Origin of the sequence: Exiguobacterium sp. s78, from assembly GCF_018618985.1 — a bacterium.
GTDB classification, from domain to species: Bacteria; Bacillota; Bacilli; order Exiguobacteriales; family Exiguobacteriaceae; genus Exiguobacterium_A; species Exiguobacterium_A abrahamii.
Window position 1 is genome coordinate 166,607 of sequence record NZ_JACSNB010000003.1, and the last position, 12,653, is coordinate 179,259.

Annotated in this window: 12 protein-coding genes; 8 read left to right on the forward strand and 4 right to left on the reverse strand. The window is 46.7% G+C overall.

Features of this window, described 5'->3' with window-relative positions; genetic code table 11:
• Window positions 1-8 precede the first annotated feature (8 nt).
• The 4 genes from KNQ18_RS13925 (at window position 9) to KNQ18_RS13940 (ending at window position 5,659) form a co-directional block, all read left to right on the forward strand.
• Entirely contained in the window at window positions 9-779 is a 771-nt protein-coding gene (locus tag KNQ18_RS13925) for a pyrroline-5-carboxylate reductase family protein (protein WP_215085206.1), read from the forward strand.
• Between the two features lie 210 nt (window positions 780-989).
• Window positions 990-1,547 carry a TetR/AcrR family transcriptional regulator gene (locus tag KNQ18_RS13930; protein ID WP_087681646.1) on the forward strand — a complete coding sequence of 186 codons (558 nt, stop codon included), beginning with the start codon at window positions 990-992 and terminating at the stop codon, window positions 1,545-1,547.
• 14 nt (window positions 1,548-1,561) lie between these two features.
• The gene (locus KNQ18_RS13935; protein WP_215085208.1) at window positions 1,562-4,786 is read left to right on the forward strand and encodes an efflux RND transporter permease subunit; all 3,225 of its coding nucleotides are present in this window, start codon (window positions 1,562-1,564) and stop codon (window positions 4,784-4,786) included.
• A 219-nt stretch (window positions 4,787-5,005) separates the two neighbouring features.
• Complete coding sequence (locus KNQ18_RS13940; RefSeq protein WP_050678422.1) at window positions 5,006-5,659, forward strand: C40 family peptidase; 654 nt, start codon at window positions 5,006-5,008, stop codon at window positions 5,657-5,659.
• A gap of 54 nt (window positions 5,660-5,713) precedes the next feature.
• Here KNQ18_RS13940 and KNQ18_RS13945 read toward each other — a convergent pair whose 3' ends face one another.
• Both KNQ18_RS13945 and KNQ18_RS13950 read right to left on the reverse strand, forming a co-directional pair.
• Window positions 5,714-6,667 carry a LacI family DNA-binding transcriptional regulator gene (locus KNQ18_RS13945; protein WP_064300693.1) on the reverse strand — a complete coding sequence of 318 codons (954 nt, stop codon included), beginning with the start codon at window positions 6,665-6,667 and terminating at the stop codon, window positions 5,714-5,716.
• Window positions 6,668-6,684: 17 nt separating this feature from the next.
• The gene (locus KNQ18_RS13950; RefSeq protein ID WP_023469711.1) at window positions 6,685-6,945 is read right to left on the reverse strand and encodes a hypothetical protein; all 261 of its coding nucleotides are present in this window, start codon (window positions 6,943-6,945) and stop codon (window positions 6,685-6,687) included.
• 171 nt (window positions 6,946-7,116) lie between these two features.
• On the opposite strand from KNQ18_RS13950, the gene KNQ18_RS13955 reads away from it, so the two are divergent.
• Together KNQ18_RS13955 and KNQ18_RS13960 are read left to right on the forward strand one after the other, a co-directional pair.
• Entirely contained in the window at window positions 7,117-7,575 is a 459-nt protein-coding gene (locus KNQ18_RS13955; RefSeq protein ID WP_029342913.1) for a MarR family winged helix-turn-helix transcriptional regulator, read from the forward strand.
• Window positions 7,576-7,720: 145 nt separating this feature from the next.
• Window positions 7,721-8,353 carry an NAD(P)H-dependent oxidoreductase gene (locus tag KNQ18_RS13960; protein ID WP_023469709.1) on the forward strand — a complete coding sequence of 211 codons (633 nt, stop codon included), beginning with the start codon at window positions 7,721-7,723 and terminating at the stop codon, window positions 8,351-8,353.
• Window positions 8,354-8,584: 231 nt separating this feature from the next.
• Here the strand turns inward: KNQ18_RS13960 and KNQ18_RS13965 are convergent, their stop codons facing one another.
• Window positions 8,585-9,310, reverse strand: coding sequence for a WecB/TagA/CpsF family glycosyltransferase (locus tag KNQ18_RS13965; RefSeq protein WP_149428012.1), 726 nt, complete (start codon window positions 9,308-9,310; stop codon window positions 8,585-8,587).
• 80 nt (window positions 9,311-9,390) lie between these two features.
• Here KNQ18_RS13965 and KNQ18_RS13970 point away from each other — a divergent pair, with 80 nt between their 5' ends.
• On the forward strand, window positions 9,391-10,050 hold the full coding sequence (locus KNQ18_RS13970) for a uracil-DNA glycosylase (protein ID WP_215085210.1): 660 nt from the start codon (window positions 9,391-9,393) through the stop codon (window positions 10,048-10,050).
• 373 nt (window positions 10,051-10,423) lie between these two features.
• Here the strand turns inward: KNQ18_RS13970 and KNQ18_RS13975 are convergent, their stop codons facing one another.
• Window positions 10,424-11,254, reverse strand: a complete 831-nt coding sequence (locus KNQ18_RS13975) for a Cof-type HAD-IIB family hydrolase (RefSeq protein WP_215085212.1) — start codon at window positions 11,252-11,254, stop codon at window positions 10,424-10,426.
• A 178-nt stretch (window positions 11,255-11,432) separates the two neighbouring features.
• Here KNQ18_RS13975 and KNQ18_RS13980 point away from each other — a divergent pair, with 178 nt between their 5' ends.
• On the forward strand, window positions 11,433-12,638 hold the full coding sequence (locus KNQ18_RS13980) for a hypothetical protein (RefSeq protein WP_251133428.1): 1,206 nt from the start codon (window positions 11,433-11,435) through the stop codon (window positions 12,636-12,638).
• Window positions 12,639-12,653: the final 15 nt, after the last annotated feature.

Consider the following 12,653-nt stretch of genomic DNA (forward strand, 5'->3'; position numbering starts at 1 on the left):
GATAGATGATGAAACTATTAATAGTAGGAGCCGGTGCGATGAGTGAGGCACTCGTTCAAGGATGGGTCGCTTCTGGATTTGCACGAGAAGATATCACGATGACGAATCGGAGTGGTGGGGCACGCTTGACAGAAGTCGCAGCACGACACGGTGTTCAAACGGTCGAGCAGGAGGACGTCTCCTTATACGATATCGTCATGCTGGGCATGCAACCCGATGGTGTACTCGACTATGTAGCGAATCAACAATGGACGAATCAGACGATCGTTTCGATTGCTGCACATATTACACCATATGAAATCGAACAGTTGGCAAAACGTCCGACAGTTGCTGCCATGCCAAATACCCCAGTCGCACACCGTTTAGGAATGACTGGACTATGGTTCGGCTCACGCGTGAATGAAGAGATCCGAAGTGTAGTCGAGGCATTATTTGGACGTGTCGGAGAAATTGCGGAAGCAAATGAATCGACGATGCCTGCATTCATGGCGGCAGCTGGATGTAGTCCTGCTTTCTTCTATGAAATCGTAGCTGGCATGGTGCCGGTTTTGACGGATTCTGGTTTTGAAGAAGAAAATGCACGCCGAATCGTTGCTCAAGCGATGAAAGGTTCGGCTGAAATTCTCATGCGCTCCGACGCAAGTACGGATCGTCTGATTGCTGATGTTGCGGCACCTGGTGGACCGACAGATCGTGGCGTCCAAGTGCTACGGGAGCATCACTTATTCGATACGATGCAAGCGGCACTACGAGAGAGTGCACGCGAAGCAGACGAATAATGGATTCAAAAGAGGCTGACTCAAAAAGAATGACGCGTCTTTTCACGTCCTTATTTGTAGAGACTGACATTTGAGTCAGTCTTTTTTTTTCGTTCACGAAAGTTTCACGTGAAACATAAACAAAGCGATTGCATCTTGAAATAAGAATTCGTACACTGTAAAAAGAAACCGTCCAGACGGTACAGTAAATATGAGGGAAGGGGGAGACTATTGGCCAGTGCAAAAGCGCAAGAGACACGGCGTCGGATTCTTGAAGCAACGACGACGATCATTTTGCAACAAGGATTCACCCAATTGACGCTTGAAGAAGTAGCGAAACAAGCGAATGTCTCAAAAGGTGGACTATTGTATCATTTCGCTTCGAAAGAAGCTTTATTAATGGGGGTCATCGAGGCGCAAGAAGCACGACAATTTGAACTATATGAACAGCATCAGTTGACGATGGGACCGATGGAAGCGTTCGTGACGTTGCAAATCCAGCAACAAGAGGAGTTCCATCTCGACATGGATGCGCTTCTTTACTTGTTGTCCTTGTTAAAGGATCATGCGACGTTCGTCGAGGAACGAAAGCGACAAGCGGAGCAGTTCTTCCGCCAACTGACAGAACAGATGGATCCGGTTGAAGTATTGTCGATTCGCTTTACATTAGACGGTTTGAAATTGTCGGAGCATTTTCAGTTCGGCGCACCGTCTCCAGATGTGCGACAACGATTAATTCAGCAATTAATAGAACGTGCACGACGACTAGATAAACAAATTGAAGAGTGAGGGAGAACCATACGATGAAAAAGATCATCCAGTTTTCGGTGAACAATAAGTTTGCCCTCTGGCTCATGACGATCATCATCACGGTTGCCGGTATTTATGCGGGAACATCGATGAAGCTCGAGACATTGCCAGACATCACGACACCGACCGTGTCGGTGACGACGATTTATCCAGGTGCTACACCAGAACAAGTTCTAGATGAAGTCAGTCGAGAACTTGAAAGTAAGGTCGAAAATTTATCAGGAGTCGATACTGTACGTTCGACGTCCTTCCAAAATGCATCGAACCTACAAATCGACTATAACTTCAGTACGGATATGGAAGAAGCCGAGCAAAAAGTAAAAGAAGCTCTTTCAAACGTCGAATTACCGGAAGGTGTTCAGGAACCACAAGTATCACGGATTTCCTTTGATGCATTCCCGGTCATCGGTTTTGCCGTTTCGGATAAGGAACGTTCCCTGTCTGAGTTGACGAAACTCGTTGAAAACGAACTTCAACCGAAGCTTGAAGGAATTGAAGGAGCGCAGACGGTTCAAGTCGCGGGTCAAGAGATTCGCCGGATCGAAATTCGTTTCGATGAGAAAAAACTCGAACGTTACGGTCTAACCGAAGAGAATGCGAAACAATTGATTCAAGCTAATGATTCACGTTTAGCGCTTGGCTTGTACGAGTTAGGAGATAAAGAACAAGCGGTCGTATTAGATGGAAAAGCAACGACGGTCAAGGAATTAAAAGATCTTCGTCTTCCCTATACACCACCAGCATCGAATACTCCTGAAGCAGGACAAGCAGGACAAGCAGGACAAGCAGGACAAGCAGGACAAGCAGGACAAGCAGGACAAGCAGGACAAGCAGGACAAGCTCCATCGTCAGCTCCTGCGGCATCTCAAACGACACCAGCGACAGGTGCGGCGTCAAGTCAGGCAACACAGACGGCGCCAACGCAAGTACCAACTGTCACGTTGTCGCAAGTCGCGACGATTGAAGATAAAGGGATCGAGGAATCGATCTCGCGTTCGAATGGTGAACGATCGATCGGTGTTCAAGTGACGAAGTCGCAAGATGCGAATACGGTCGATGTCGTCAATGCAGTGAAGCAGACGATCAAAGACTTTGAAAAAGAAAACGGTTCGGTCAAGGCATCTGTGACACTTGATCAAGGAAAACCAATTGAGGAATCCGTTTCGACGATGATCAGTAAAGCATTGATTGGTGCGTTATTTGCAATCGTCATCATATTGCTGTTCTTGCGAAACATCAAATCAACGATCATCGCTGTTATTTCGATTCCGTTATCGCTTCTAATGGCAATTCTTGTGCTGAAGCAGATGGATATTTCCTTGAATATCATGACACTCGGAGCGATGACGGTCGCGATTGGTCGAGTCGTTGATGATTCCATCGTCGTCATCGAAAATATTTATCGCCGTTTAACGGATCCGACGGAAAAATTAAAAGGAAAAGAACTGATCATCAGTGCAACACGAGAGGTCTTCATTCCAATCGCTTCGTCGACAGTCGTTACGATCGCTGTCTTCTTGCCACTCGGATTCGTTACGGGATTCGTTGGTGAGCTCTTCTTACCATTCGCTTTGACAGTCGTCTTTGCACTGTTCGCGTCCTTGATCGTTGCGGTTACGGTCGTTCCGATGTTCGCGGATTCGCTCTTTAAGCGTGGTAAAGCACCAAAACCGGAAAAAGAAGAGGGCGGAAAGTTGGCGAATGGGTATCGCCGTATGCTGAATTGGTCTCTCAACCATAAACTCATCGTCTTTGGTCTTTCAGTCTTGCTGTTGATCGGTAGTTTTGCTCTCGTACCAACGATTGGTGTCAACTTCTTGAATCAAGAAGGAGAAAAGACACTCTACGTCACGTACAATCCAAAACCAGGTCAAACGTTGGATGATTCGTTAAAAGCAGCTGATCAAGCAGAAGATTATTTCAACAAACAAAAAAATATCGATAATCTTCAGTTTACCGTCGGTGGAGAAAATCCATTGAATCCAGGGAATACGAAACAAGGGGTCTTCATCGTCCAATACGATCCAGACACGGAAGATTTCGCAGATGTTAAACAGACAGCCATCAAACAGCTGAATGCTGACATTCCGACAGGAGAATGGAAAGAGCAAGACTTTAGTGGTGGCGCAGCTTCGTCAGGCGTCTCGTACTCGATCTTTGCGAATAATATTGAAGATTTAGAAGCAGTAACACCGAAATTCGTTGATGCGATCGAAGGTGAATCGAAGTATGTTCGAAAAGTAACGAAAGATTTAAAAGAAGCGTATACGCAATATACGTTCGAAGTCGATCAGCAAAAAGCGGCTGAATTCGGCGTTTCAACAGCACAACTTGCGCAAGGCATTGCTAATGTCCAAGGAGAAGAAAAACCACTTTCTACTATTAAGGTAGATGGGAAGGAACTCGATGTCATCGTTCCAAACGAACAAACGACATACGATTCCGTTCAAGATTTGGAAGAGACGGATGTCGTGACACCGCTTGGCGTTCGCAAATTGTCCGATTTCGTTGAAGTGAAGAAAGGAACGACTCCTGATTCGCTCAACGAACGTGATGGAAAACTCGTCGCTACCGTTACAGCAGAACTAAAAACGGATAAAGCAACAGAGGCTTCTCAAGCGATTGAAAAGTCCGTTAAAAACATTGATCGTCCGACAGGCGTCTCGTATGAGCAAGGTGGAGTCACAGAGCAGATCCAAGAGTCGTTCACACAACTTGGTCTAGCAATGGCAGCAGCTGTAGCGATCGTCTATCTTGTCCTCGTCATTACGTTTGGAGGAGCATTGACACCACTCGTCATCTTGTTCTCACTTCCATTCGCCATCATCGGTGGACTGGTTGCCCTGTTGATTACAGGAGAGACGATTTCTGTATCATCCTTGATTGGTGCTTTGATGTTGATCGGAATCGTCGTGACGAATGCGATCGTCTTGATCGACCGTGTCATTCATAAAGAAGCGGAAGGGTTACCGACGCGTGAAGCACTACTCGATGCAGCAGGTACACGTTTACGTCCAATCTTGATGACGGCGCTTGCGACGATTGGCGCACTTGCACCACTTGCGCTTGGACTCGAAGGTGGCGCATTGATTTCAAAAGGGTTAGGTGTGACGGTCATCGGTGGACTGACAAGTTCGACGTTGTTGACACTCCTTATCGTGCCGATCGTCTATGAATTCTTAGCACGTTTCCGTAAAAAGAAGTCAATTGATTCTTGAAAAAATGATTAAGTGACTCAAACTGACAGGTATGTAGAAATGGCTATCCTAAGCCGTTCTACAACCTGTTTTTTTATTTTGTTACAAAAGTATTACGAAAAAGAATGCGCGTTAAAGAACTGTAATATGATGAAAATCTGGAACATGATAGGATAAATACAGAAATTATCTGACAATTCAGACGTACAATACCTTCATACATAAGAGGAGAATGAATCGATGAAAGCTGTCACTCGTGTTTTGTTAACCTTAACGTTACTCATCAGTAGTTGGACACTCGTCCCAGCATCAACGCAAGCTGCAACAAGTAAAAAAGTAGTGGTGTCAGTGGATGTGCTGAATATTCGTGCAAAAGCTGCTGTATCAAGTAAACGAGTCGGGCAATTGAAACTTGGACAAGCTGTAACCGTCGTAGGTCAGGTCAAAGAATGGTATCAAATTCGTCATCAAGGAAAATCAGCATACATCGCCTCTACATACACGAAAGCATATAACGCTAAAGCGACGAAAGGTCTTAGTAAAACAGGATCAACAATCGTTTCGGTAGCAGAAGGTCTCAAAGGACGTCCTTATGTTTTTGGTGCGACGGGTCCAGTTAGCTTTGATTGCTCTGGATTTACACGTTACGTCTATCAAGCACTAGGAAAATCACTCCCACGTACGGCAGCGGCTCAATACTCAGCAACAAAACGTACGGCACCTGGCGCTGGGGATCTCGTCTTCTTTACACATGGAAGTGGAATTCAACACGTTGGAATCGCTGTCGATGGCGGTACGATGATCAATGCGAACTCGTATTATGGAAGAGTCGTCAAAGAATCGTTCCGTGGCGGCTACTGGGGATCACGTTATGTAGCGGCAGGAACTCTGTAAACGAAATGAAGCGACGAATTCAAATCGATGAACTCGTCGCTTTTTTATATGGATTCAGGTATGAGGAAGAACGGTCGTTCCAGCAATGAACGCCGAAGGTACTTCGATTTGTGGACGAGCAACGAGATCTTCGCGGACGGTTAATTGAAAAGCATGTCGCCCGATCGTGGCATAAGGGATCGCGATCGTCGTCATCGCTAAGACTTCAGCGAGTTCACTTCCATCAAAACCAATGACAGACAGGTCTCCAGGAACCTGATAGCCTTGTTTTCGGAGTTCCAAGATCAGACCCGCTGCCACGTGATCACTTGCGGTCAAGATAGCGGTCGGTCGTTGTTTTTGTTGCATCCAGCGTCTTGCGACGGTCGCACCGTCTTCAATCGTCAAGGTCTGTTCATAGACGAATTCGTCACGTACGACCTCTTGATACGCGTGTTTACGCGCCAAGCTATTCGTACTGTCCGGTCGTCCGAGACAGATGCCGATGCTCGTATGTCCCTGTTGTCGCAGATGTGCAAGTCCTTGTTGAAAGGCCGTATAGTGATCGATATAGACGGCAGCGACATCTTCATGATGTTCACAAAAGACGATCGGTCCATAACGTTCATACGATAAAATCGCTGATAAGGGAAGACTGTGCGACACGACGATGAGTGCGTCGATTTCCTGTTGCGCCAGCGCATCCAGTGCCAGTTGCTCATGCGTTTCCACATAATTCGTTTGCCACGTCAAGAACCGATAGCTCGCGTCAAAGGCAGCTTGCGCGATGCCCTGAAGAATGGCAGCGTGATACGGATGATCAACGAACGGGAGCATGACTCCGACCGTTTTTGTCATACCCGTCGATAGATGAACGGCAGTCTGATTACGGATATATCCGAGTTTTTCGATGGCTTCTCGGACAGCTTGTCGCTTCTCGTTAGCAACGTAAGGATGATCATTTAGTACACGTGAGACTGTCGTAACGGACACGTTGGCTTCACGTGCCAAGTCTCGGATGTTCGTCATCGCGCATCCCTCCTGGATTACATCTTACGAGATAATCGTCGTTCAAGTCGGCGCCAATCCTGTCGGGAGACGGGAGCCGAGAATGGAGCTGTCTGCTCAGCCAATTCATTGATCTTTGAGAGCAGTCTTATTTTTTCTTGAGGAGACAAATCAGGGTATTGATCGACCAACGTGTGCTGACACAAATAATATCCTGCTGGTGTATGCAATTGTTCGATGGCCCACTCAAAAGCAACATTTCGTTTAAACAGTTGCGTTAACCGTGTATGAATCGACATGATGATTACCTCCTTTTTAGTGTATATCAAGACGATAGGCTATGAAACGCGTTTCACGGCAAGAACTATTTTTACGCAGTGGATCGATTGCAAAAATTCAGCAAGAATTGACCAGTTAGATAAAGAAGTCTATGATTGTGACGATACAACACAAAGAGGGGCGAACGTAAAATGGAATCGACAGACTCGAAGCTGGCATTAAAAATGCTCGTTGTTCTATCTCGGACGATGCATGCGGTGACGGAGCAAGTGAAGGCAGACATCAAAACACATCAGTTGAATTTATCGGAATTCGGAGTTCTGGAATTGCTGTACCACAAAGGGGACACGCCTCTACAACAAATTGGCGATAAGATTCTATTAACGAGCGGAAGTGTGACGTATGTCGTGGATAAACTTGAAAAGCGTGGGTTGATCGCGCGAAAATCATGTGCGACGGATCGTCGTGTCACGTTTGGAACCCTAACGGAAGCGGGACGTGAACTAATGGAAGAGACATTCCCGAAACATGAAGCCTTTTTAGCAGACTTATTTAAGGATTTGTCGGTTTCTGAAAAGGAACAGTTGATTGATCAGTTGAAACGAATCGGTTTACGAGCCGAACATTATACGCCACTCGAAAATGTGTAAGAATTAGCACTCATAAGATCAAGAAAGCTCAGGTCACGGACTTGAGCTTTTTTTATTCGTTTGGAAGTCAAACTGATTGACAAACGAAAAGGTGGTTGGTATGTTTAGTTACAGAATTTACTTTAAATAAAAGGGAGAAATAATAATGACTAAATTACTTTATGTAACTGTTAACCCGAAAGCTACAGAACACTCTTTCAGCCTTCAAGTCGGTGAAGCATTCCTCGAAAGCTACAAAGCGGCGAATCCTTCAGCTGAAGTAGAAGTTCTTGATCTATATAACGAAACAGTCCAAGAAATCGATACAGATGTTCTTAGCGCATGGGGCAAATTCGCAACAGGCGAAGAGTTAACAGAAGTAGAGATCGCAAAAGTCGGTACGATGACAAAACATCTCGAGCAATACATGGAAGCAGATGAGTATGTCTTCGTCACACCAATGTGGAACTTCTCTTTCCCAGCACGTCTCAAAATGTACATCGACAGCGTTCTTCTTGCAGGTAAAACATTCGCTTACACTGCAGAAGGTCCAAAAGGCTTGATGGAAGGCAAAAAAGCACTCCACATCCAAGCAACAGGTGGCGTCTACACAGGATCTGGTCTCAACTTCGGTGATGACTACCTCCGTCAAGCACTTGCTTTCACTGGTGTAACAGACTACGATGCACTCTTCATCGAAGGTATGGCAATGAACCCAGAAAAAGCAGAAGAGATCAAAGAAGCAGCAATCGCTAAAGCAAAAGAACTCGGTCGTTCATTCTCGACTGTCAACGCATAAGATAAGTGTAAAAAAAGGCTCCCGCCGTGTCGGGAGCCTTGAGACTGAAGACAAAGCGTAATTTTTCTCTTAACGAGAAAGATTGCGCTTTTTTGTTCATCTCGCATCGTTTTCCTGGGACAAGTATCGCGCCGCTTCACTTCGTTGCAGGGTCGCTCTTGCTTGTGTCTCGCCTGAGGAAAGGGCGTGAAAGGACGCATCATTTTTTAAGTCAGCCCTTTTTGTGTGCGCTCAAGAGAGCGTTGATTTTTTACGAAGCACAAGCGTCAGGAAAAGTAACAAATCCTTGAGTTTCTCGAATCCACGAGGATGCGTCGAGATACGATAGAGCCACTCTAGCTTGAAGCGACGGAATAATTTAGGCGCGCGCTTACTGTGTCCGGACCAGACGTCGAACGCACCACCGACACCGATAAAGATGCCGTGATCGACTTGATCATAGATGGAAGCGATCCATTCTTCCTGTTTTGGCGCACCGAGTGCGACGAGAACAAGATCAGCGTCTGCTTCTGTAATGGCTTGCGTTGCTTCTTCTGTCTTTCCAAAACCATGAAACGTTCCAACGAAGTGGATGTTCGGAAAACGAATCGATAACTGACGGATCAACGATTTCATGACTTCCGGACGTCCACCGAGTAAAAAGACACGCTTCTCGAGTGCGTCTGCCGTCCGCAATAGTTCACGTGCCGTCTCGATTCCCGGCAATGTCGCAGTGAGCGGTGCTCCCATCCGTTTACTGGCAGCCGTCACACCGATCCCGTCTGGTGTGATGAACGTCGCCCGTCGTAAGATGGCATCGTAAGAAGGTTCGCGTAATGCACGCAACACGAGCTCGGGATTCGCCGTGACAAGAAAGGCTTTTCCACGGTCGTGTAAGATTGTTTTAATATGGGTATACCATTGCGAAGGTGTCGCATCGACGAATGGTAGTCCGAATAATTGTTTTGTCTGAATCATAGTTTTCCACCTCATCATCCATCATAGCAGAATCAAGACGGACGAACAGCGACTTGAGACTGAAAAAGGAGCGGATTCACGTGCATCCATCTTGGCAAACCGTGTTAAAAGAAGAAAAGGAAAAACCCTATTTTCAAGAACTGTGGGCTTTTTTGAAGGAAGCCTATCAAACGACGACCGTCTACCCTCCGAAAGAGCGGATTTTTCATGCGTTCGATGCAGTCGCGCCAGAAGATGTCCGGTGCGTCATCCTAGGGCAAGATCCCTACCATGGTCCACGTCAGGCGAATGGACTCAGCTTTTCCGTGCATGACGGAGTGCCGATTCCTCCGTCCCTTCGAAACATGTATAAGGAACTCGTCACGGATATCGGTTGTCCGGCTCCGACCTCCGGAAATCTCGAAGCATGGTCCCAGCAAGGAGTATTCTTACTCAATACGTCGCTTACGGTTGAGGAGGGGAAAGCGGGATCCCATGCTAAAAAAGGCTGGGCGCCGTTCACGGATCGGGTCATCGAAGTATTAGGAACACAGACACAACCGATCGTATTCATCCTCTGGGGAAATCATGCGAAGAGTAAAAAAGCGCTGATCGATACGGATCGTCATCTTGTTCTTGAAGCCGTCCATCCGAGTCCTTTATCCGCAAGTCGTGGATTTTTCGGTAGTAAGCCATATTCGCAAACGAATGCTTGGCTGAAAGAGCAGGGAAGAGAGCCGATCGACTGGTGTTTGTCGTAAATCAAAAAAGGCTGACTCAAAAGTCAGCCTGAGACTGAAGACAAAGCGCAGTTTTTCTCTTAACGAGAAGGATTGCGCCTTTTTGTTCGTCTCGAATCGTTTTCCAGGGACAAGCATCGCGCCGCTTCGCTGCAGGGTCGCTCTTGCTTGTTTTTCCCCAGGAAGCGATGTCGAGTGAACAAAATGCTTCTCTGATCCTTCTTCCAGGTATAAAAAAAGACGCGTCACACGCAACTCCTACAGGAAAAAGCGCAATTTTGCGCTGTCAGAGACAAACAAGACCCGTTTTCCTGCTTGAATGAAGCAGGAAAATTGGCTTGTGTCTCGCCTGAGGAAAGGGCGTGAAAAGACGCGTCATTCTTTTTGGAGTTACTTAGCGGCTTGAGATAGCCGGCTCCTCATCCATCATGAACTTTTCGACGACGAGAGCAACACCATCTTCATCGTTCGAAGCGGTCATATACTGTGCCTTTTCTTTGACGGTATCGGCTGCATTCGCCATCGCGACGCCAAGACCTGCCCATTCGATCATCGATAGATCGTTGTTGCCGTCTCCACAAGCAATGACTTCTTCTTGAGCGATTCCCAGTTTTTCAGACAGTAAGGCAAGGCTTGTTCCTTTTGTGACACCATCTTCTGTGAATTCAAGGAAAAATGGCTTCGAGCGAGCTACCGCGAGTTCACCCGCAAGTTCCTGCTGAAGCGTCTGTTCGACGCGCGCGAGGTGCGTCTCTTCTGCCATCATTAAACACTTGACGACAGGTGTTTGAATCGCTGCCTTAAAATCAGCGACAGGGATGACCTCCATGCCTGTCAGTTGTCCTTCGAGCGTCGTATATTCATTCGGTTCCTCTGTCAGGATCTCATGTCCGACATACGTGTGGATGTAGACACCCTCCCGTTTACTCAAATCGTCGAGGCGGTGGACCGTCTCCGGGGAAAGCGTGCTGAGGAAGAGCGATTCGTTCGTTTTACAATCAATGATGGAAGCGCCATTGAAGCTTAGGATGTAACTTCCGTAGCGTGCGAGTTCCAGCTCTTTTGCGAGGTCGAGCATGGCAAATGTCGGACGACCGCTAGCGAGGACGACTTTCTTCCCGCGACGCTGCACAGCGAGTAAAGCTTCTTTCGTACGTGGTGAAATCGTATGGTCACTTGTCAACAAAGTATCATCTAAATCGAGAACAATCATTTTATACGTCATACATTCAAACCCCTTTCAATTATCTGTATATCGTAACAACTTGTCCCCCGTTCGACAATATACTCTCCTCGAAGAGAGTATGATAAAGTGGAAACAGAGCCCGTACGGAAAGGATTCCAACTTTATGAAATATCTCTTCATGATCATATCAAGTCTATTATTAGCAGGATGCAGTACGATGTTTCCGCATCCCGCCTCTTTACTCGAACATCCGTCCCTTCCGGCATGGGAGCAGTCGTTGAAAGAACGGATTGACCGCGATTTGCCGAAACAGGCAGAGATCGTGGCGCCACGAAATCAAGCGGTATCCCGCCTATACGAACTCGTCGACTTAGATCGAAACGGTAAAGATGAAGCAATCACCTTCTACCGTAGTGAGCAGGACGGGCGCTTCACGATTCATCTTCTCGTCCATGAACGACAAGGCGAAAAATGGCGACTCGTGGCGCGACAGACGGTAGCTGACGGTCGAGCCATCGATCGACTCGAAGTCATAACTGACGCACGACATAAACAAAACCACCTGGTCATCGGTATTACCAGTTATGGTGAAAATACGTTATACATCATTGAACAGTTACTATCGAAGCAACGAGACGTCACGAAAGTCGATCGATACGATCGTCTGTCGGTAGCTGATTTGAATCAAGATCGAGAGCGGGATATGGTGCTTCTGCAAAAGGGCAGTCCGTCTCGTTTGATCTATTATAAAGACATCCTGTCGAAAGAGCACCAAGAGACGACGCTTTCGACGCAGGATGGCGATTTATTCGCAGAACATGATTTATTTGAAGTCGATACGATCAATGCCGCTCGGAATAAAGGCTTGATCGTCTCGTATACACGAGATGCAAAAATGCACATCGCATTATTCCGCTTAGCGAACGATACGTTGGAACAGGTCCGTTTCGGTCAGGTCGATGAGATCGTCGAACCGATGTATACCTTCCCGAAAGATGTCGATCAAGACGGAATCGTCGAGTTTGGTCATCAATACACGCCAGAAGGCAGTAAAGGGCGTGAGGGTGAACCAAAACCACGCATCACGGCATACTACACATGGAATGGATCAGATAATCCACCATTTCTCGAGAGTGGGTTCGAACTGCGAGAAGAGCAGTACATCGATCAAGAATACAATTTCGTCATGCGGTTCCCTGCCAACTGGGCGACGCGTGAAACGATCGAAAAACGCGAAAATCGTGTTCGGTTCATCAATCGAGAAACGAAGCAGATTGATTTCGAATTAGAGGTCATTCCGAAGAATCAATACATTGCGAGTGATCAAAAGCGAAAAATCAAAGAAGGTATCGATTATGTCTATGTGATTGATGCGACGAAGGACTATGAAGTGTTCGTCAATCGTGTCACACTCGTGGAATAAAGAATCAGGGGGAGA

Excerpts from the sequence above, each read along its gene's own strand:
- KNQ18_RS13980 (WP_251133428.1), top strand. The coding sequence starts at position 11,433 with ATGTTTCCGCATCCCGCCTCTTTACTCGAACATCCGTCCCTTCCGGCA.
- KNQ18_RS13955 (WP_029342913.1), top strand. The coding sequence starts at position 7,117 with ATGGAATCGACAGACTCGAAGCTGGCATTAAAAATGCTCGTTGTTCTA.
- KNQ18_RS13950 (WP_023469711.1), bottom strand. The coding sequence starts at position 6,945 with ATGTCGATTCATACACGGTTAACGCAACTGTTTAAACGAAATGTTGCT.
- KNQ18_RS13965 (WP_149428012.1), bottom strand. The coding sequence starts at position 9,310 with ATGATTCAGACAAAACAATTATTCGGACTACCATTCGTCGATGCGACA.
- KNQ18_RS13960 (WP_023469709.1), top strand. The coding sequence starts at position 7,721 with ATGACTAAATTACTTTATGTAACTGTTAACCCGAAAGCTACAGAACAC.
- KNQ18_RS13975 (WP_215085212.1), bottom strand. The coding sequence starts at position 11,254 with ATGACGTATAAAATGATTGTTCTCGATTTAGATGATACTTTGTTGACA.
- KNQ18_RS13935 (WP_215085208.1), top strand. The coding sequence starts at position 1,562 with ATGAAAAAGATCATCCAGTTTTCGGTGAACAATAAGTTTGCCCTCTGG.
- KNQ18_RS13925 (WP_215085206.1), top strand. The coding sequence starts at position 9 with ATGAAACTATTAATAGTAGGAGCCGGTGCGATGAGTGAGGCACTCGTT.
- KNQ18_RS13940 (WP_050678422.1), top strand. The coding sequence starts at position 5,006 with ATGAAAGCTGTCACTCGTGTTTTGTTAACCTTAACGTTACTCATCAGT.
- KNQ18_RS13945 (WP_064300693.1), bottom strand. The coding sequence starts at position 6,667 with ATGACGAACATCCGAGACTTGGCACGTGAAGCCAACGTGTCCGTTACG.